Annotated in this window: 14 protein-coding genes; 10 read left to right on the top strand and 4 right to left on the bottom strand. The window is 33.2% G+C overall.

What is annotated here, in order from left to right:
• Positions 1-52 precede the first annotated feature (52 nt).
• Together OM075_RS10290 and OM075_RS10285 are read left to right on the top strand one after the other, a co-directional pair.
• Positions 53-640, top strand: a complete 588-nt coding sequence (locus tag OM075_RS10290) for a DEAD/DEAH box helicase (RefSeq protein ID WP_301190421.1) — start codon at positions 53-55, stop codon at positions 638-640.
• A gap of 44 nt (positions 641-684) precedes the next feature.
• On the top strand, positions 685-1,590 hold the full coding sequence (locus OM075_RS10285) for a helix-turn-helix transcriptional regulator (RefSeq protein ID WP_301190420.1): 906 nt from the start codon (positions 685-687) through the stop codon (positions 1,588-1,590).
• 106 nt (positions 1,591-1,696) lie between these two features.
• On the opposite strand, the gene OM075_RS10280 is transcribed toward OM075_RS10285, so the two are convergent.
• Both OM075_RS10280 and OM075_RS10275 read right to left on the bottom strand, forming a co-directional pair.
• The gene (locus tag OM075_RS10280; protein WP_301190419.1) at positions 1,697-2,803 is read right to left on the bottom strand and encodes an ADP-ribosylglycohydrolase family protein; all 1,107 of its coding nucleotides are present in this window, start codon (positions 2,801-2,803) and stop codon (positions 1,697-1,699) included.
• 176 nt (positions 2,804-2,979) lie between these two features.
• Entirely contained in the window at positions 2,980-3,879 is a 900-nt protein-coding gene (locus OM075_RS10275; RefSeq protein ID WP_301190418.1) for a helix-turn-helix transcriptional regulator, read from the bottom strand.
• 152 nt (positions 3,880-4,031) lie between these two features.
• On the opposite strand from OM075_RS10275, the gene OM075_RS10270 reads away from it, so the two are divergent.
• Complete coding sequence (locus OM075_RS10270; RefSeq protein ID WP_301190417.1) at positions 4,032-4,547, top strand: hypothetical protein; 516 nt, start codon at positions 4,032-4,034, stop codon at positions 4,545-4,547.
• A 326-nt stretch (positions 4,548-4,873) separates the two neighbouring features.
• Here the strand turns inward: OM075_RS10270 and OM075_RS10265 are convergent, their stop codons facing one another.
• On the bottom strand, positions 4,874-5,734 hold the full coding sequence (locus OM075_RS10265) for a PcfJ domain-containing protein (RefSeq protein ID WP_301190416.1): 861 nt from the start codon (positions 5,732-5,734) through the stop codon (positions 4,874-4,876).
• Positions 5,735-6,683: 949 nt separating this feature from the next.
• Here OM075_RS10265 and OM075_RS10260 point away from each other — a divergent pair.
• From OM075_RS10260 to OM075_RS10230, 7 genes are all read left to right on the top strand, one after another.
• Positions 6,684-8,105, top strand: a complete 1,422-nt coding sequence (locus tag OM075_RS10260; RefSeq protein ID WP_301190462.1) for a sugar porter family MFS transporter — start codon at positions 6,684-6,686, stop codon at positions 8,103-8,105.
• 17 nt (positions 8,106-8,122) lie between these two features.
• A complete protein-coding gene (locus tag OM075_RS10255) occupies positions 8,123-9,019 on the top strand; it encodes a carbohydrate kinase family protein (RefSeq protein ID WP_301190415.1) in 897 nt (298 codons plus the stop codon).
• A gap of 13 nt (positions 9,020-9,032) precedes the next feature.
• Positions 9,033-12,218, top strand: a complete 3,186-nt coding sequence (locus tag OM075_RS10250; protein ID WP_301190414.1) for a SusC/RagA family TonB-linked outer membrane protein — start codon at positions 9,033-9,035, stop codon at positions 12,216-12,218.
• Between the two features lie 18 nt (positions 12,219-12,236).
• The gene (locus tag OM075_RS10245; RefSeq protein WP_301190413.1) at positions 12,237-13,976 is read left to right on the top strand and encodes a RagB/SusD family nutrient uptake outer membrane protein; all 1,740 of its coding nucleotides are present in this window, start codon (positions 12,237-12,239) and stop codon (positions 13,974-13,976) included.
• A 114-nt stretch (positions 13,977-14,090) separates the two neighbouring features.
• A complete protein-coding gene (locus tag OM075_RS10240; RefSeq protein WP_301190412.1) occupies positions 14,091-15,593 on the top strand; it encodes a glycoside hydrolase family 32 protein in 1,503 nt (500 codons plus the stop codon).
• Between the two features lie 19 nt (positions 15,594-15,612).
• Entirely contained in the window at positions 15,613-17,850 is a 2,238-nt protein-coding gene (locus OM075_RS10235) for an alpha-galactosidase (protein ID WP_301190411.1), read from the top strand.
• A gap of 26 nt (positions 17,851-17,876) precedes the next feature.
• Complete coding sequence (locus OM075_RS10230; RefSeq protein WP_301190410.1) at positions 17,877-19,448, top strand: glycoside hydrolase family 32 protein; 1,572 nt, start codon at positions 17,877-17,879, stop codon at positions 19,446-19,448.
• Between the two features lie 92 nt (positions 19,449-19,540).
• Here the strand turns inward: OM075_RS10230 and OM075_RS10225 are convergent, their stop codons facing one another.
• Positions 19,541-22,312 (bottom strand): hybrid sensor histidine kinase/response regulator transcription factor, encoded by a 2,772-nt coding sequence (locus tag OM075_RS10225; protein WP_301190409.1) that lies wholly within the window; start codon positions 22,310-22,312, stop codon positions 19,541-19,543.
• Between the last annotated feature and the right edge of the window lie 271 nt (positions 22,313-22,583).

Raw genomic sequence — 22,583 nt, 5'->3', positions numbered from 1 at the left:
TCAATACGATGCTCTTATTGTTGATGAAGCGCAGGATTTAAGTGAACATTGGATGGAATCTATATTAAAGCTCACTAGTAAAGATGCCAATGTTGTTATTCTGTTCGATGAAAATCAAGATATTTTTGAGCGTCAATTTCAAATTCCTGAACATGATAGTTTTATAAAACTACAATTGAAATATAATTTTCGAAATACGTTGGCTATTTCAGACTATGTTACAGATAAAACAAATATACCGATCTCATCAAAAGAAACGCCAGAAGGACTGCCGGTTGATACAGTAAGTTTCTCTAATGTTGAAGAGTTAACTAAACAACTTGAATTTACTATACAGCGACTAGTTACTATTGAAAAAATCAGTTGCAGTGATATAACAATACTGGTAGACGGGCACTTAAATGAGCATCCATTAAATCAGGTTGAAAAAATAGCATCTTATCCCCTTGTACCTTGGCACAATGATGGTGAACGTGAAGGTAAAGCGCTGCATTTTACTTCAATCAATCGTTTTAAAGGATTGGAAAGTCCAATTGTACTTTTGATCCTTAATGGTGGTATTGAAGATGTAAATACCAAAATGTTTTATACACAATGCACAAGAGCCAAAAGTATGTTAAAGGTCTTTTGTAAAAATTAAACATTCCTATTTCAGTCATTTTATCCCTTTATTAAAATTCTAATATGTCAACCAGAGAGGCTATTGCCAGATTATATTTAATCATTAACCGATTAAGAACTCAACAATCATCATTTAAAGAAATATATGAGTATTTAGAATTTGAATCTGATTTGCAAGGGTATGATTACACCATTTCAAAGCGTACATTTCAGCGTGATATTGATGATATCAGAGCATTGTATGATTTAGATATACAATATAATTCTTCAAGTCGTAAATATTATATTGCAGAAGAAAATCAGTCTTATGGTTCAGATCGTAAACTGGAAGCTTTTGATATATTTAATATTTTTAAAGTTTCAGATCAACTAGGTGAATATATTCAGTTTGAAAAAAGAAAACAACAAGGAACAGAAAATTTATTTGGGATAATACAGGCTATAAAAAACAAAAGAAAAATTGAGTTTACCTATAATAAATTCAATCAAAATGAAGAATCTTTACGCCTTATAGAGCCATATATTGTAAAAGAGTTTAGAAACAGATGGTATGTGTTTGGTAAAGATAATGAAGATTGTGAAGTAAAGAATTTTGCCTTAGATCGAATATCAGCTTTAGTTATTACTGATATGGAATTTAAAAAATCAGATACTTTAAATATTGATGAATATTTTAGAAACAGCTTTGGTATTTATATTCCTGAAGACAAAACAATATATGAAGTAATTCTTGCTTTTGATCCATTGCAGGGTAAATACATAAAATCATTACCCTTACACGAATCTCAGGAAGTATTAATAGATAATGAATCAGAGTTTCGAATTAAACTCCGCATTTATTTAACTTACGATTTTTGCATGGAAATACTATCCTTTGGTGATCGTGTTAAAGTAATTAGGCCCAATGAGCTCACTCAACAAATCAAAGAAATATTATTTGGAGCCTGGGACTTATATGAAAATTCATAATATCATTAATGCGTTAAGGAGAATCTTTTAAAGATAAGGGCTTGATTTCAAGAAGAATAAATTAATAATTTTACCATTTACATGTTAGAGTGTGTTATTATAAATATCAATTTATATACTTGTACACCCACCTGAAATCATCATTTCCATACCCACTAACTTTACTTTGATGATATAAATCTTCGGCAATTTCCATAACCAGATTTGCAGAGTATAAATTATTCGCCCATTGTCTTGGAATACGATTAGGACCATTAATTAAACCCAAAATATTTCCAACAATAGAGCCTGTACTATCACTATCACCACTGTGATTTACAGAAAATAAAACTCCTTTTTCAAAGTCATTTTCATAAAGCAAAGCGGCAAAAATAGACATGGCTAATGCCTCCTCTGCAACCCATCCTTCTCCAAGTTGTTCTATCAATTCAGGAGATGGAGCAACTCCAATTTTTGTTACATCATCAAACAACTCCAAGGCTGCATTAACAGCTCTAAGCGTTTCTTCATGATGTTTGTATTTTACTAAGATATCTCTTACTACTTCTATCGCCGCTCTTAGTTTTGTTCCAACTGCTAATTCTGAAATGATTGCAGCAAAGAACCCACCAGATAAATATCCACTCGGGTGTCCATGAGTTAAAGCAGATAGTTCACAACCTAACTTAAAGTTTTGCTCTGTTTCTCCCGGTTCAATAAGACCAACAGGAGCCATGCGCATAATGGTACCACAGCCTTTACTATTGTTTATCGGTTTTTCCATTGTACCCATAATGCCACTTTGAAGTGCAGCAAGACAAGTGTTACCAGGAGCACGAAGTTTGTATAATTCATTTTGTTGTATTAACCAATTTGAAATAATACGATCCTCATGTTTTGGATGTTTATATTGTCCGTGTTCCTGGGTGTGTAGCCATCTTAAAAGTGATTCATGGGAAATACCGTAAACAGCTCCCCATGTGCCTCTATGGCTGGCACGGAAATATGCTCTTAATAAACCTTCGGCAGTAAATAAGGTCATCTGTGTATCGTCAGTAAATTCACCACATCCATTTGCATATTCTACATAGTCTGTAATTCCTTGCTGACCATATTTATTTTTGATCTCATTAATAGACATGAACTCAATTGGAGCACCTAATGCATCTCCAATAGCTCCTCCAAGTAGACATCCAACAAAGTTATTAAGGGGTAATTTTGATTCTTTATGCATAATATATTGTAACGTTTTTATTGAAATTTAATTTTAGTTGTTTATAATAATAGTTCAGTGAACTTTTATAACTATCATATTTACAATCTATTTATAGTTTGTTATACAAGGTGCTTAAATGATTAATTTTAAACATCTTGCAAATAAGTCTAAAATCTAACAATCAACTATAAAAACTACAGATACTGTTCACAAGTAGCTTTACTCACTTTTTTTATCTCATCAATTAATGATTGTGGCTGAATTACTTTTACATTATTCCCCATAGATAATATTTCCATTATAAAATCATGAGTGATATATAGTTTAAGCTTTATTCTGTATTCTTCATTGTTATCTATAATGGAATCTTGAGTATGATGTAATGGCATCGATTGAATATACTTTCCCTGAAAAGGTGTAAAAGAAAGAATGATATCTTCCGGTTTATCAGCGTTTGGACTAATGATTCCGAAACTGTATTTAAAATGATCATCAATATCAAAGCTGGTGTCATTCTCATATTTCGATTTTGTAATTTGAAGGTTTTTAATCCTGTCTAAACCAAAACTTTTAATATGATCATCCTTATGATCTTTAGCCATGATGTACCATCTGTTTTTGTATTCTTTTAGAGCTAATGGATTAACAGTACGATGAGTAATCTGGTTATTATAAAACTTGTGATAATCAAACTGAATAATCAGTTGGTTTTGAATAGAATGAACCATTCCGTGAAGGTTTTCTGTTCCTATTGATTTTCGGGTTTCAAAATGGATACCTTTTGATATTTTATCACTAAGATTCAGTGCGTTAAATGTATCAAAAGCTTCTAATAATCTATTATGTACTCCATTGTTATCCTCTTGTGCTATATAATATACTTTTGATGAAAAATCATATTTGATCTCTATATTGTATATTGCTAAAATATCTTTTCTATCCCTATCAAAGGTTCGTTCAGAAATACAAAAATTATAGCCTTGATTGATACTTTCCTGTTCTAAATAATCATCAATTTCTTTAAAGGATGAATCTTTTAAGCGTAGCCGGTTTATAATTAAACTGTATCTGAGTATAGCTTCTTTTTTTGACATAATGGTTATTTGTTTAACGTGGAGTAAAGATAATGGCATACTCTGACAAAAAATGGCAGACTTAGGGAATTATTTTAAAAGTATTTTTCATGTCCGACATATTTTGGCATGGTATGCGCATAAGTTTGCATTGTAATTAAACCAACAATACAATGAATACACTTATGAATATTGGTACTAATATTAAATTGTTAGGCGAAATTTTATCACATTCTTTTTCAGGATTTAATTCTTCTTTGGATTTGGACCGCTTGTCGGTTTTTATAAAAGAATTATTGAGTAAAAGAGTTGAAATTCAATTAGAAACAGAATTGAAGGAGGATCATAAATATTTTTTTAAAACAGTAGTTTTAAATCTGGAGGATTATCTTGGATTGAACAACGAAAGAGTTGATTTTTCAAGAATCTATACTTATTTAAATCAAGAAAAAGATAAATCAATAAAAGCTGGCCATTACGAAAGTGCAAGTATTATTAATCATGTTTATAAACGAATATTGGAAATTGAAAGTAGTGAAAAGGGTATGGAGGAGATTGCAGAACTGTTTCAATTATTACCTCCATATAAATTGATGAAGTATGATATAAAAGAGAAGGCAGATAAAATAACGCTTACTGTAATTACAAGTTTTGAACCGTACTTAAAGTCTTTGAGAGAAGTGCTTTGAGATTTGTAAATGTATAATTAATGCGAGTCAATAGTTGAAAAAAAGAATAACACTGAGACACAAAGGCACAGAGAATATTTTATACATAACTCATCTAAATTACACAAATTAGAAAAAGAGAAGTAATCAAACTCCATTTTTATATAATTATAAAGAGTTCACAGAGGTAAATCCTTGCGGATTTATTGATTTTTTTTAAAAATTCAGTGTCTCAATGCCTTTGTGTTCATTTTTAACACTTGATTGCCATAATTAGCAAATTTATTGTTCGACATAATGCCTGTTGGAATAATCATTTCATCAGGCATTGTTATTTATTATCATTTTTAAAATGGAATATCCGGAAATTCTGGTAATTCAAATTCTTTGCTGCTATGATTATAGTTTACTAATAAGAAATTTTGATTTTCTTCCTTTTTAATGTATTCAGCCATAATTGCAATGGAGTTATTTGATGGTCTTTGATTGTTATATCTGTGGGCTGATTGAATACGAAACCATTTCATATAAGGATCTTGATCAATTAGGAATGTAACACGTTCCGGGTATCTCATGCTGATCACAAAATATTTCTTTTTTAAAACGTCTTCCCAATAATCATAAATACAGTGATTCATTTCTTTGCCTTCTTGAAATAAATTAATATTGTTTTGTATTAAGCTACATTTAAGAGGTAATTCAAGTTCTCCATGGTAAGGAATAAATTCCCTCTTTTCAAAATAATAGCCCAGTAGTTCATCAATATGCCTATCGGACCAAAAAGGATTTATTTCCTTGTTATTTTCAAAAGCTTTATCAATGAATGTTTTGAAAGTAGAGTTGTGTATGTATCTAAAAACAAGCGATATCATGTTTTCAATAGTATGTTGAATATTTTCTGAAACCAAATAGATTTTATAAGCAATGTCTAATTTTTCAAGTGAATCGATGACTGGATTTTTTAGTACAGCTTTGTAAAAGAATTTGGCAGAGGGCAGAGGGTGTATTCCTTTTTTATATGTGATGTAATGTACAACATCTACAGGATTGTTTATTTTTTGATGCAGAATAAGATCAAAAGCATCTTCAAAATCAAGTATTAGTTTTGGATGCGGAAAAGCTTTATATAACCAATCTATTTGAAGCTTGTTCAATAGTTCTGTGGTATATTCCATATTAAAAATATCTGGTGTAGTTTGAGTTTTCATTCTTTGATGTTTAGTTATAAAACAAAGTAATGAAATAACTATGTCATAATATGGCGTAGTTTAATAAATGTTATAGAATTTTAATCCCAAATAGTTCACCAGAAATATGATTTACATTGAATTAAATTGATATACTAAAAAAAACAGAAAAGCATGTAAGTCATATAATTTACAGGTTTTTGAATTTCTTGTTTCCTTAAGTGTCGGGGTAAATAGAATTGCGAAATGAATATATTGATTGATAGGAACAGGAGTTCCTGTAAATATTTTAAAGTAATCTTTTTTAAAGAGTTAGTGTCCTTTCTTTAGCTAAATTTTCAACCCTCAAAAACTGGCGCTATCTTGCTCCAGACATAAAGAGTTTGGACTGGAGGTGGAAAAATTTTTGTGCAGAAGCCAAAATGTATTTTGTGGCCATTATCAGAAATATATTTTGCAGTAAAATATAGATTTGTGGGTATTTAGAACCAATAATTTGTCTAATTGCACTTCTGTGATATCGGTAATTGATTGGCTAACAATCTCAAGACTGGCTTTGGTAATAATTAAATCAATATTCTCTCTATATATCCTATAGATTAGAGTGGCTGATATGAGATAATCATTAAGGATATTCTCAAAATAGATGAAAATATCTTTATATATATGGCTCCGAGAAAAAATAGTCTTTCATACTAACGTTTGAATAGTTTAAATTTTAACCCAAAATTGATGAATTTTTGATATGTTTTTTTCCTGCTATTAGATTCTGTTATATGGGTAATTAAAGCGGTTATTTTAATCAAAATCCTTATTGTGTGATCTATAAATCATGTAACAATAGTGTATCATTTTTGATAATTATGTTACAAATGTGATAGTTTTTAATACTGTGTATCAAATGTAATAGTTATTGATACGAGGTTGTTAATGACTCTATTTATCCTTCAATAAATTTGATAATGTAAATATTTCGAATGCAATTGAAGCAAAATACAACGTTACAAATTTATCAAAAATGAAACAGTTCAATATTTTTAGGTTATCTCTACTTATCGCAATGGGTGGCTTTTTATTTGGGTATGATATTGCGATGATGTCTGGTCCGACAGCACAGATTCAGAAACTATTTAATTTGTCTGATTCGAGTCTTGGATTTACAGTGGCAATTGCCATTATAGGTACAATAATAGGTACTGTTATAATTGGAAAGCCTGCAGAAAAATATGGAAGAAAGCGTTCGCTTCTATTCTTATCAGGGATGTTTGCCCTATCTGCCATAGGTAGTGCACTTGCCCAAAGTTGGTATATTCTGATGTTTTTCCGTTTTATAACGGGTATATTTCTTGGTAGTACCACTGTAGTTACTCCTATGTTTATCGCAGAAATTTCACCTGCTAATAAGCGTGGTACGTTAGTTCTGTTAAACCAGTTTTTAGTTGTGTTTTCAATTTTTCTAGCTTATGTAATTAACTATGTAATTTCTCAAGGGTTTGCTGGTGAAACATGGCGTTTAATGATTGGTGTAGAAGCAGTTCCTGCAATTATATATTTTGTTTTATTATTTACAGTTCCGGAAAGCCCTCGGTGGTTAGTAAATAAAGACAGAAAAGCAGAAGCACTACATGTATTTGAAAGTATTGGAGCTAAGGATCCAAATAAAGAGTTAAATTCAGTAATTAAGGCTATTGAAGCTGAAACTCATTTGGAACATGGTAACCTTTTCGTAAAAGAAAATCGATTCCCAATCATACTTACTATTCTTATTGCTGCATTTAATCAACTAGCAGGTATTAATGCCATAATGATCTATGCACCTCGCGTTTTTGAAATGGCAGGATTTGCTAATGACTCAGCATTACTTCAATCTATATCTATAGGCTTAACTAACCTGGCTTTTACATTTCTTGCTATGTTCTTAATTGATCGATATGGAAGAAGAACGTTACTTATGGTTGGTTCTGTTGGAATGATTTTCTTTTTAAGTATGCTGGCTAAAGCATTTTACACAAACAATTTTACTGAGTTTGGAGGTTATGGAGTCATGATTTACCTAATGGGATTCATTGCCTTTTTTGCTTTTTCACAAGGTGCTGTTTTATGGGTGTTTATTTCCGAAATATTTCCAAACAAGATACGATCTAAAGGACAGGCACTTGGAAGTTTTACACACTGGATTATGGCAGCAGCATTAATCTGGGGATTCCCGATCGTGGCAGAAATGCCCGGTATTGGAGGTGGTTTCTCATTTGCATTCTTTGCTGTGATGATGGTATTACACTTCTTTTTTGCATGGAAGCTTATGCCTGAAACCAAGGGTAAAAGTCTGGAAGAAATTCAACATGAATTACAAAACAGAAGTCAAAAATCAGTTGAAACTCATACTATTTAGAAAAAAAATCAAATGAAATGGAACAAAAGGAAAAGAAGATATTATGCATAGGAGAGGTTCTGTGGGATATGCTACCTACAGGAGCCAAACCTGGTGGGGCACCTATGAATGTGGCCTTACATTTGAAGAACATAGGATTAAATGTTCAGATAGCCAGTAAAGTAGGAAATGATGAAAAAGGACAAAAACTCATAGATTTTTTGGAACAATCAGGTTTATCTACCGATTTAATTCAAATAGATAACCAGCTACCAACAAGTGAAGTATTGGTTAACCTGGATAACAAAGACCAGGCAAGTTATACGATATGTGAACCTGTGGCATGGGATGCTATTGAGTTTACTCCAGAGTTGGAAAAAGTTGCCAATGAATCAGATGTATTAATATATGGCTCTTTGGCATCAAGAAATCCTGTTACGTGCGGAACAATTATGAAATGCATTGATAGGGTAGACTTTAAAATTATTGATGTAAATCTGCGCCCTCCTTACGATAAACAAGATATAGTAGAGCCTTTAGTAGCTCTTGCTAATTTCATTAAGCTCAATGATGATGAAATGAGGGAAATTGGAAAATGGAATTGCCTAACCGATAAAAGCGAAGAATACATGATGACATGGTTGGGTCAGAAGTTGGGGGTAGATACTATTTGTATGACCAAAGGACCCGAAGGTTCTGTATTATTAGATAAAGGTGAATTTCATAAACACAGTGGATACAGAGTCGAAACAATAGATTCGGTTGGCGCAGGTGATGCTTTTTTGGCCGGTTTTATTTCTTCTTATTTAAAAGATAACAACCCAATTGAGGCTTTGTATTTTGCTTCAGCTACAGGTGCTTATGTAGCTTCAAAAGAAGGTGCAACTCCTGCTTACGACTTAGAGCAAATTAAATCAATTATTACTAATTTATAAACAAATTTATGCTATGAAAAAATCAGACAATTGGAAAATACTAACTGGCATTTTTCTGTCCATGTTTCTATTTGTTTTTACAATAGGAGCCAGTGCACAGGAAAAAACAGTTAATGGTAAAGTTACCGGTACAGACGGTTTAGGTATACCCGGAGTAACTATTCTGGAAAAAGGAACAAATAATGGTACTATAACTGATTTGGATGGAGCTTATAGCATTAATGTCTCAGAAAAAGCAACCTTGTCAATATCATTTATCGGAATGGTAACTCAGGAAATTCAAGTTCAGGGGAAGAGTTTAATAAATGTAATACTTGAGCAGGAAAATATTGGTCTGGAGGAAGTTGTGGCAGTTGGCTATGGTGTATTAAAAAAGGCAGACTTAACCGGAGCTGTTGAGGTTGTTAAGATGGAATCTGTTTCTGATGTTAGTTTGAGTTCCGGAAGTCCTGTGGTGGCTTTACAGGGAAGAGTACCAGGTATGTATATTGAAAAATCAGGATCACCCTCAGGAGCTGATACAAGAGTACTTATTCGTGGAGAAAATACATTAGGTGATAATAATCCTTTATTTATTATAGATGGAGTTCCAACAAAAAGACCAGAGGTATTTCAAAATCTGAGTCCTGGTTCTATTTCTTCTGTTCAGGTATTAAAAGATGCTTCAGCTTCTTCTATTTATGGAGCACGAGCTTCAAATGGGGTAGTAATTGTAACTACTAAAAATGGTGCAAAACAGGATGGCAAAGTAACAGTACAGTTTAATTCTAATGTTTCCATTCAATCAGAAAAACCACAACGTTTTAAAATGGCTAATGCTGTTCAGCGAGGAAGAGCATTGTGGCAGGCATCTGTGAACGACCGGGTAGATCCTTCTGCAGGTTATGGCGAGATATATAATTTTGACTGGAATAATAATTTTGATAATCCGGTATTAAACAGTGTTACAGTTCAACCTTATGTAGGAGGTGATACTAATGTCCCTGCAGGAGATACTGATTGGCAGGATGAAACCTACGAAGCAGGATATGTAATTAATAACGATCTGACGATTTCAGGTGGTAATGAAACATCTTCTGTGTTATTGAATCTGGGCTACCTTAAAAATACAGGTATGTTAAAATATACCAATTATGATAGAATTACAGCTCGTTTAAATGCACAAACAAGCATGTTTAATGATAAGTTTAAAGTGGGAATTAATACTCAGGTCGTTTCTTCGAACGAAACTCTTGAAACACCAGATTTGGGTAGTGCACCAACTCCTGGGTTAGCTATTTCTTCGCCTCCGACTATACCTGTTTATACCTCTACCGGAGAATATGCCGGCCCCTTAGGCTCTGGTTATTCAGATAGAAACAATCCTGTATTTATGCAGTATATTAATCGATTTGACAATACTAATCGTTCTTATCTTTTTGGAAATGTTTTTGCTGAATTGGAGCTTATTCCAAATTTAGTTTTGAGAACTAACGTAGGAATTGATTATTCAATGGTAAAAGATAAAGATATAGAACCTGCATTTGAGAATGGATTTATTTCGCGATCAGTTAATAGTTTAACGATGTATAATAGCGACTTTACCAGTGTAACCTGGTCGAATACAGCAAACTATAAGTTAAAGAAAGGGAATAGTGATTTTGGATTTTTACTTGGAGTTGAATCTGTTAGCGACAATTTTAAAGATATGACAGGTTATAAAGAAGGTTTTTCTACTCAAACAGAGGACTTCTTTGTATTAAGTTCCGGAACCAGTAATGGTAATAGTTATGGAACTGCATCAGGGAGCAGACTTTTTTCTCAGTTTGGAAAAATAGATTATGGTTATGCCGGTAGATATCTGGCTTCTTTTACTCTACGACGTGACGGATCCTCTCGTTTTGGTAAAGATAATCGCTATGGTTTATTTCCTGCAGCTACTGTAGGATGGCGATTGAGCGAGGAAGCATTCTTTAAATCAATTAAGAAATTAAGCAATCTTAAATTACGACTAGGAGCTGGACGAGTAGGTAATCAGGATGTTGGTGAGTATGCCAGTCTTGCCTTATTTGAACCTCGTTATGGTGCTACTGCTGATCAGATTTCATCAATTGAACACAATTCATTTTTTGACCAATTCTGGAATGTCGGTTCAGCATATGCGTTGGATGGTTCTGATTCTGGTAATCTTACATCTGGTTTTGTTTCAGTACAGGCAGCAAATCCTGCCTTAAAATGGGAAACTACAGAAGAACTAAATATTGGTATCGATTTTGGATTTTTCAATAACCAGTTAATGGGTGCGTTTGATTATTTCACAAGAACAACATCGGATATTCTTATTCAACCACCAGTTGCATCAGCTTTAGGTGAAGGACAAAAACAATTCCTGAACGGGGCTACTCAAAAGAATAACGGATGGGAGTTTGCATTGAGCTATCGTAAAGATGTTAATGAGGATTTTACCTATGAAGTATCAACCACATTAAGTCACTTCAGTGATAAGATTACAAAACTACCTGAAGAAGTTAGAACAGCTTATGCCGGAAATGCTGAAAAAACTATAATTGGCCATTCCAGCCGTTCAATATTCGGATATGTAACCGATGGTATTTTTCAGAACGATTCAGAAGTAGAAGATCATGCAACACAAGTAGGAGCAGCTCCGGGAAGAATCAGATATAAAGATTTAAACAATGACGGTAAAATCGATGCGCTTGATCAGGATTTTCTTGGAACAACACTTCCCGATCTTGAATATGGTTTGAGAGTTGCTGTTAACTATAAGAACTTTGATTTATCCTTATTTGGCTCTGGTGTAGCCGGAAAAACAGGTTATGATTATTATATAAACGTAAATAATTTTGTAAGAAGTAGGGATAATGTTGGACCTGGTGTATTTAAAGCATGGACACCTCAAAATACTAATACAAGTATTCCGGCATTAAGTTTATCAGACAACAATAATGAAGTAAGACCATCAGATTATTATAATGTAAATTCATCTTACTTTAAATTAAGAAATCTGCAAATAGGTTATAACCTTACTTCTTTAGTCTCGGATAAGTTAGGCTTTGAAAATCTTCGTGTATATTTCATGACTGAAAATCTGTTTCTTATTAAGAGTAAAGAATTTCAAGGGCCTGATCCTGAAAGAACTAATGTAAATACTATTCCAATCCCAAGATCATTCTCATTTGGAGTAAACATCGTTTTATAAAGATTAAAAATGAAAATTATGAAATACATATATAAAAATTGGTTTGCTATCATATTAGTAGTCTTATTATATTCTTGTAAGGACTATCTTGATGTTGAACCACAAGGTTTTATCGAAGCAGGATCTCCATCTGTAGAAAGTGCTGAAGGTTTGGTAACTGCAGCTTATGCTGCCATTGGTAATAATGATATGATTGGCCCTATTGCCAGTATGTGGGTTTACGGAAGTGTTCGTTCTGATGATGCCTATAAGGGTGGTGGAGGAACAGGTGATGTTGAGCCATTTAACTTTTATGAGCAGTATAATATTACGCAACCTGAACAAAGCTGGTTAGCCGGTCTTCCATATACTTGGGAAAACTATTATTCAGCCATTTCAAGAGCTAATTCAGCTTTAAGAATGTTGAATCAACTTACAGATGATGAATATGAAGAAAGAACAATTCGTATCGCAGAAGCACGATTTTTAAGGGGACATAGTCATTTTATGCTAAAAATTCTGTTTAAGTATATCCCTTATATTGATGAAAATTTATCTAATGATGAAATCATACAAACATCAAACAGAGAGTATACTAATGATGAACTTTGGAATGTAATAGCTAAGGATTTTCAGTATGGCGTGGATAATCTTCCTGAAGATCAAACAGAAATTGGTAGGGCAAACAAATTTGCGGCTGCTGCATATCTGGCTAAATTGAGACTATATCAGGCTTATGAGCAGGATGAAAATAATCAGGTTGTAAATATTAATGCTACTCGTTTACAGGAAGTTGTTGATTTAACACAAATGGTAATTAACTCAGGCAAATATTCTTTACAGCCGGATTTTGCAGAGAACTTTTTGGATGGATATGATAACGGCCCGGAATCAGTTTTTGCCATTCAATTTTCTATAAGTGATGGTACTACTGCCGGACGTTTGAATTTCGAAAATGGATTAAACTATCCTCACGGAGCTCCTCAATATGGTTGTTGCGGATTTCATCAGGCAAGTCAAAATATGGTAAATGCTTTTGCTACAGATGAAAGTGGGTTGCCAAAATTTGACACTTTTAATGACGTGGAATTAAGTGCTGAAGATATTACACCTACAGGAGTAACTGTTGATCCACGAATAGATCATACCGTAGGTATGAACGGTCATCCTTATAAATATCGTAATGAGGAAGCTTATATTTTTAATAATAGCTGGATTAGAGAGCCAGGCGTATATGGTTACTTTCAAAGTATGAAAGAACAACAGGCTGCAGATTGTTCTTGTTATAAGAAACAAGGTCCGTTTATGGGTGTTTCTAAAAATATTGATATAATTCGATATGCTGATGTACTTTTAATGCAGGCAGAAGCTTATATTGAACTTGGAGAACAAGCCAATGCAATGCCTTTAATCAATCAAATCCGCAAAAGAGCATCCGAAAGTACAGATCGAACTAAATTGGCAGATGGCACAAATCCTTCTAATTATCTGATCAGTGAGTATGATGGAGCAAACCTTTCATGGACGCAGGAAAATGCAAGAATTGCTTTACAATGGGAAAGAAGATTGGAATTTGCAATGGAAAGTCCTCGTTTCTTTGATTTGGTGCGCTGGGGTATTGCAGAACCTACATTGAATGCCTATTTGGAAAAGGAAAAAACAAGAAAAGATTTCTTGAATAAAGCTCAGTTTACAGCAGGCAGAGATGAATATTATCCTATTCCACAACGAGAGATAGATTTTACAAAAAAATTGTATGAGCAAAATGTTGGATACTAGATTTTGCAAGACTAAATAAGGAATTAATTTCCGGAGTGAATATTTCAATATTTACTCCGGTATCAATATCCTTTTAACCTTATAGTAATTGAAGTCCAATCTAAATTATTTACAATGAAGGCATTTTTTGTTATACCTTTTATATCAATACTGTTATCGTTACATGGTTGCAAGATGGATTCTAAGATTAAATCACATGGAATTCACTTTGTATCACAAGAGATGCAGTTGGGAGCTCCAAAGGAACTATTCTTGCATAATGGAGAATATCACCTATTCTATCAGGCAAAAGAAAATGACCAATTAATTCATTGTAAGCATGCAATTAGTAAGGATTTAGTTAACTGGCATCAAGCAACAAAAACCAATGAACTTGATTCTCTTGGATCAATTGGGGTTTGGAGTGTTGTGGTCGACCAAAATAATCAGAGTGGACTGGCATCAGATAATCCTACTTTTATTGGATTTTACACTAATGCAAATAGTGAAGAAGAATCAAATAACCATAATTATAAGTCAATCAATGTAGCAATTAGTACTGATGACGGTAATAGTTGGTTAAATAAACTGGAATACGAAATAGAACTTTATAACACCAATTCAGACATTAGAGATATAAAAGTAATATGGCATGAAGAAATGCAGCGATGGATAATGTTGGTATTATCAGGTTATCAGGTTCAATTTTATTTCTCTGACGATCTGTTAAACTGGGAGTACTTTAATGAATTTGGAAATGAAGTTGACGAGAAAAAAGGAGAATGGACAGACCTTGAGTTTGTTCAAATAGGAGTTGATAACTCAAACAATAAATATTGGGTTCTTTTTGTAAGCACAACTGAAGGTTCTCCTAATAATGGAAGTGGAACTCAGTATTTTGTAGGAGAGTTTAATGGTTTTGAATTTAATCCGATTACACATAAGCCTAAATGGGTGGATAATGGAAGTGATAACTTTGCAGGGGTAGGAGTAACAAATTATTATAAACAGGGAGAGCCAAGTTACTACCTTGGATGGATGAACAATAGTAAATATGGGAATTCTATTAATAATGATGGGATGCCAGAATCGTATACTTTACCACGAAAACTGACTTTAATAAACAAATTCAATGATTATTACCTAAAATCTGTACCAGTAGAGTATAATGAAACACAGAATAATACAAAGTTACCTTTTCAACCACAGAATATTAATAGTCAATTCGCTTTTGGTAAAAAATTAGAGTTACCAATAACATTAAACCTGACTTTTGATGTAAACAATCGGACTTATTTGGATTTAGCCGAAGTATTTGGGATTGAAATAATAAATCATCAAAATGAAAAGACCATTATTGGTTATAATAGTGTAAGACGTTATTTCTTTGTTAGAAAAGAAGATAAGAATAAAGTCTCAGAAGAATACACCGACATTGATTACGCTTTTTATGCTATTGATAAATCTACACTCGATCTTAAAATAATCATCGATCAAGCATCAGTGGAGATATTTGCCATTGACGGATTCATTTCAATGACTAAAAAATGTGCATTACCAGAAGGAATAAAGCACCTGAATCTTTTTGCAGAAAACGGTCATGTGAAATTATTAAATGGAAATCAGACTGGATTATAAGAGACTTAAATAAATAGTTATGGAGACAATAAAAAATAAATATTTAAAGAGAATATGGATGAGCCATATGATGTTGGTTTTTCTGATATTTAACAGTGCTGTATTCAGTCAAAATAAAGCTGTTATTCCCATTCATACAAAAGAAACATCTTTAGTTTATTCAGTTGATAAGAATAATAGATTGGTATTTCAATATTATGGTAAAAGGATAGAAGACATAAAACCTTTTCACCATCAACAATCTTATCGTAAACTTGATACGGACAGAGACTTAAGTTATGAGGCTTATCCTACTATGGGATTAGGAAATATAAATGAACCGGCATTTGCTGCAATCCAATCAGATGGAAGCCTGAATACAGAATTGGCTTATGTGGGACATGATATGGATAAATCTGAAGAAGGTGTTTCTCATTCAATCATCAAATTAAAAGATAAAGTTTACGCCTTGGAAGTTGAGTTGCATACAAAAGCCTATCTTTCAGAAGATGTTATTACTCAATGGGTAAAAATCATTAATCACCAACCCAAAGCAATAACACTTAAACGATTTTATTCTTCCTTCTTGAAAGTGAATTCAGAAAGTTATTATCTGACACACTTTTATGGTCCGTGGGCCGGAGAAATGCAAAAGGTGGAAGAAAAAATTGAAAATGGAATTAAAGTTATTGAATCAAAGAAAGGAGTACGTACAACACAAGGTGAGAATGCTTCGTTTATATTAAGTCTTGATCACCCCGCACTTGAAAATGAAGGTGAATGTTATGGCGGAGCTTTGGCCTGGTCGGGTAATTATCGTCTGTCTTTTCAAATTGATGAATGGAAAAACCTGAATGTACTTTCCGGGATTAATCCCTTTCTTGCCGAATGGAATTTAAAGCCAGAAGAAACATTTACCACTCCTGAAATGATTTATACATTCAGTAATGAAGGCCAGGGAAAAATATCACGTAACCTTCATCGTTGGGGAAGAAAATATGGAATGACAGGTGGATATGAAACACATGACATTGTATTGAACAGTTGGGAAGGAGCTTATTTTTCATTTGATGAGAAAACACTAACCGGTATGATGGATGAGGCTGCTAAAATTGGAGTGGAGATGTTTGTACTTGACGATGGATGGTTTGGTAATAAATACCCGCGCAACGATGATAATGCAGGATTGGGTGATTGGCAAACCAATACCAAAAAATTACCTCGTGGACTAGACTATTTGATTAAACACGCAAACTCTAAAGGAATAAAATTTGGTTTATGGATTGAACCTGAAATGGTAAACCCGGCAAGCGAACTGGCCGAGAAGCATCCGGAGTGGATTGTTCAAAGTCCGGGAAGGGATAAAATTACATGGAGACATCAACTTTTACTCGATCTTTCAAATCCAAAAGTTCAGGATTTTATTTACAATATGGTAGACAGTCTTTTAACCACTCATCCTAAGATAGAATACATTAAATGGGATGCCAATCGCCATGTAGAACAAGTTGGTTCAACCTATTTGCCAGAGTCAGAGCAAACTCATTTTTGGGTATCATATACAAAAGGGCTTTATTCTATATATGAGCGTATTCGTGCAAAATATCCTAATTTTGTGATTCAGGATTGTGCTTCAGGAGGTGGACGACTTGATTATGGTGCATTAAAATATCACAATGAATTCTGGGCTTCTGATAATACAGATCCTTTATCGAGAATATTTATTCAGTATGGTACGAATTTGATTTATCCGCCAGTAGCATCAGCTTCTCATGTATCTACCAGTCCTAATCATCAAACAGGAAGAGTTACTCCTCTTAAATTTAGATTTGATGTAGCCATGACCGGTCGTTTGGGAATGGAACTTCAGCCAAAAGATATAAAGGGAGAAGAGCGGAACTTTGCTATAGATGCCATCAATAATTACAAACAACATATACGTCCATTGGTAACAGAAGGAGATCTTTATCGTTTAATATCACCTTATGATGAAGGAGGTTGGGCATCTCAATTATATGTTTCTACGGACAAAAAGACAGCTGCATTATTTGCCTTTAGCATAGAGCCTCATTCAAGAGGATTGTTTCCTACCATTAAGTTAAACGGACTTGATCCATTAAAAGATTATACAATTAAAGAGATCAATAAAAATGGTAAAATTCGCTTTTGGGGAAATGAAAAAATATTTAAGGGAGAGTATTTGATGAATGTTGGTATAGAATTGCAAATATCCGATCAGTTTGATAGTGGTGTATTTCTTCTTACCGAAGATAAATAGGGTTTATGGGATAAAAAAATAAAGGTATGAGAGCATTAATTATAATATTTCTGGTAATTATGGTGTTTGGATGTAAATCCAAAAATACCAAGCAAAATTCAACAATAGAAAAAGTAACTCGCTACTCTGAACAGTACAGACCGCAAATCCATTTTACTCCCGATAGTATGTGGATGAATGACCCAAATGGTATGTTTTACTATGAAGGAGAATATCACTTATTTTATCAATACTACCCGGATAGTAATGTTTGGGGTCCAATGCATTGGGGACATGCCATCAGCAATGATCTTGTTCACTGGGAGCATTTACCAATAGCTTTATACCCGGATAGTTTGGGGTATATTTATTCGGGAAGTGCTGTAGTCGATTGGAATAATACATCAGGTTTTGGAAAGGATAGTGTTCCGCCATTGGTTGCCATATTTACTTATAATGATCGGGTTGGGGAGATGAACGGTGAAATTGATTACCAAACTCAGGCTATTGCATATAGTAACGACAAAGGGAGAACCTGGACTAAATATGAAGACAATCCTGTTTTAACAAATCCAGGTATCAAGGATTTCCGCGATCCTAAAGTTCGATGGTATCAACCGCAGCAAAAGTGGATCATGAGCCTTGCTGTTAAAGACCATATTAGTTTTTATTCTTCCAAAGATTTAAAAAACTGGCAACATGAAAGTGATTTTCAACCAGAGCTGGGAGCTTATGGCGGAGTATGGGAATGTCCCGATTTATTTCCCATAATGGATGAAGTTTCAGGAGAGGAAAAATGGGTGCTTTTTGTTAGTATCAACCCCGGAGCTCCAAATGGCGGTTCCGGTACGCAATACTTTGTGGGAAGCTTTGATGGACATGAATTTATTAATGAAAATAAAAATCTCTTGTGGCTGGATTATGGGAAGGATAACTATGCAGGTGTTACCTGGTCAGATATACCGGAAGAAGATGGAAGAACCTTATTTGTTGGCTGGATGAGTAACTGGCTTTATGCAAATAAAGTTCCAACCGAAAGGTGGCGTTCTGCAATGACTGTTACCAGAGAATTAAAACTTAAGAGTGAAAGAGGAGATCTAATTTTAACGTCAATACCTGTTACTGAATTTGGAACACTCAGAAAAGAAGTAAAAACAAAGGAGCAACTTATGATTGTGGGCTCAGAAAAAGTATTTCAAGAAATAAAGTTGCCTTGTGAATTTATACTCGGATTTGAAACAATTAATCATTCAGAGTTTAAAAATGTTTCAGAGTATGGATTCTCTTTACAAAATCAGGATGGTGAGGAATTTATTGTTTCCTATAACACTACAAAGCAAGAATTGATCATAAACAGAGATAATTCTGGTGTCTCAGATTTTTCTGAGGATTTTAACGGACTACAATATGCGCCATATCATGCAAAAAGTACATTGAATTTTAGAGTTATTGTAGATTGGGCCTCTATTGAAATATTTGTAAACAATGGCGAAAGGGTATTGACAAGTCTTGTTTTCCCAAAAAAGAATTATGATACAATAAGTGCATTTTCGAAAGATGGTGCCATTTTGATTAATAAAGCTGATTTGTACGAATTAAAATCTATTTGGAATAATTAGAAAGATTTTATCATAATGATCGTATAGCAAATTGGGCAAGTAAAAGAGGGTTGTTTAACATAGCGCACACCCTCTTTTGGTATTCAGATAACTCAGTTTTGATTTATCTCATTTAAATACTCCCTAGGTGTTTGTTTATAAATATCCTTAAAACATTTAGAAAAGTAGGAAGGTGTACTAAAACCAGTTTTAAAAGCAGCTTCCGAAATGGTAAGATTCTCTTCAGTCATTAATTTTATGGCTTTTTTTAGGCGTATAGATTTTATATAATCATTAGGGGATAGTTCTGTCATTTGTTTAATTTTTCGGTACAATTGTACGCGCGACATGCCAATTTTTTCACCTAAGAACTCAACTCCGAATTGCTCGTTATTCAAATTTTCTAAAATTAAAATGTCTATATTCTTAATAAAACGATTGTCAAGTTTTGACAGTCCTTTAATAGGCATGTTAGCCCCTAATTCTTTAAAGTATTTTCGAATATTATTTTTGTTTTCAATGAGTTGGTGGATTTTAGCATAAAGATAATTTGCGCTAAATGGTTTGGTAATATAATCATCAGCTCCTTGTTCAATACCTTCAATAACTTGTTTTTCAGATGATTTTGCTGTAAGCATGATAACTGGGATATGGCAGGTTTCAACCTTAGATTTTACGATTTGGGTAAATTCAAGTCCATCCATTTCGGGCATCATAACATCGGTAATAATTAAATCCAACTCGTTTTCTTCAATTAATCCTAGTGCTTCTTTACCATTCCCGGCTTCTACAATTATATAATTCTGAATAAGACTTTGTTTAATATAATTTCTTAATTCTTCATTATCTTCAACAAGTAATAAAACTGGTTTGTTAATATTTTCGTTAATAGACTTCTTTTCTATGAAGGAATTATTTTCTTCAAGATCAGTTTCTGTTTTTATGAGATCATCCATCAAACCTTTTTCTGATTGGGATTGGTTGATTTCATCTGGTCTAAAATGTTCATTCCCCAATTGCAGGAAAATACTAAAACGTGTTCCTTTACCTTTTTCACTCCAGACTTCGATTGCACCTTTATGAATTTCAATTAATCCTTTTGTTAAAGAAAGTCCAATTCCTGTACCTTCTAAACGGTTTCCACTTTGTTCTATTTGATAAAAACGATCAAAAATCCTGTTTAAGTGTTCCTCTGATATTCCTCTTCCATTATCTTCAACAATAATTTTAGCACACTCTTTTTCTATATTACCAAATGTATATGAAACCTGGCTTAAGTGTATATTTATACTTCCCTCCTGATCAGTAAATTTAAGAGCATTCGAAAACAGATTAAAAAATACTTTATCCATATGGCTTTTATCAAACCAAACCTGCATACTCTCAACATCCGTATAAAAGCAAAGCTTAATATTTTTATTTGATGCAAGGCTGGTAAAGTCATTTATAATAGATTGAAGAAATTCTACAAGATCATATTCATTAGCTAATAATCCCATTTTTCCCATCTCTATTTTTCTGAAATCCATTAACTGGTTTATTAGCATTAACAGCCTTTTTGCATTTTTATGAATTAAATTCAGTCTCCACCTATTTTTTTCATCAAGTTCTGCATCTTTTTCCATGTCATATAATGGTCCTAAAAGAAGGGTTAGAGGTGTTCTGAACTCATGAGAAATATTTGTAAAAAATTTAAGTTTTGCCTGAGTTGCTTCATCTAATTGTCTGGAAATTCTTTTAAGTTCAATATTCTGTTGTGAAATTGCTTCTTTTTGTCTCTCCAGGTTTAGATTAGCAATATTTTTATGTCTGAAGGCTCTAAAAAGCAGTGTACTAAGAAGAATAACAATTAAAAGTAATGATATTGCAATTAATAATAACATATGTTGAGATTGATATTGCTCAGTCAATTTCTCTAGCATATTTTTTGACCTGTCAATATCTTGTTGGAGTGTCTCGATGTAAGTATATTGAATCCGGGTTGTTTTTACATTTGTTTCATCAATAAGAACAGTAGGCAGAAGATTATTTTTTATAAATGGTTCGTTATGTAGTATTTTGGCTGCAATTTGTATGGCTTCTTTTCCTCCAGTCGGGTAAATTATTGTTGCTGTTATTGTTCCGTTTTCAACCATTGAAATACCTCCTTTAGGTGTTGCCAATCCATCAACACCGACTACTACCAGTTCTGATGAATTTGTATGTTTTTTGAGTAAGTCAACAGCATCAGATGCAAGATCATCATTGAATGCAAATATTGCTTTGATATCGGGATGTAAATTGAATCCTGAAGGCAAGCTATCTGTAAGTATATTTTCATTCCAAAAAGAATGGATTTTGTATACATTTTTTAGTTTTGAATAGTTGGCCAGGGCGTCATTAAAACCTTTACTTCTTTCTACGGCTGCAGATGTAGTCATTGCGCCCTGTATTTCCATTACGTTACCTTTATAATCCAGTCTTCTCCCAATATATTCAGCAGCAAATCTACCTATTTCATAGTTATCCCCACCAATATATGCAGTATAATTATCTGAATCAATTCTACGATCAATCAGAATAACAGGTATTCCTTTTTTATAAACTTTTTCAATTACCTTTTGTACAGGATTTATTTCATTGGGAGAAACAATTAAGAGATCGATATCTTGATTAAGGAGTTCATCAATCTGTTCTAGTTGTGTTTCACTATCATCTAAAGCTTGTTTAATAATTATGGATAGATCCGGATGGTATAGTAATTCTCTTTCCATCTCTGCTTCCATTTTAAGACGCCAGTTATCTCTTTGCCCACACTGAGAAAAACCAATGGTGTAGTTTTTTTTTGCAAAGGAGAATAAGCTGATTAGAGAAATAAAAATAGTAAGCCAAAGTCTGAGTAACATAAAAAAACTTTAAATAATATATTTTATAAATATATAAAACATTATAAGCTTTTCCTTGACCAGATTGATGATATTGTGTAATTGGATTCATTTGAAGAATTGTCTTTAGAAATGGAACTTTTCGTTCAAGCCGCAGAGCTCTTTATTTTAATTTGATCTCGCAAAGTTGCAGGGCTATATTTCTTGGCGGAAATTTGTTCTCACAAAATTGCAGGGCCATATTTCTTGGCGGAAATTTGTTCTCACAAAATTGCAGGGCCATATTTCTTAG

It is taken from the genome of Plebeiibacterium sediminum (assembly GCF_026013605.1).
In the GTDB taxonomy this organism is placed as follows: domain Bacteria; phylum Bacteroidota; class Bacteroidia; order Bacteroidales; family Marinilabiliaceae; genus Saccharicrinis; species Saccharicrinis sediminus.
The sequence above is the reverse complement of the archived record's forward strand: the minus strand, read 5'-3'. Positions and strand labels throughout refer to the sequence as shown.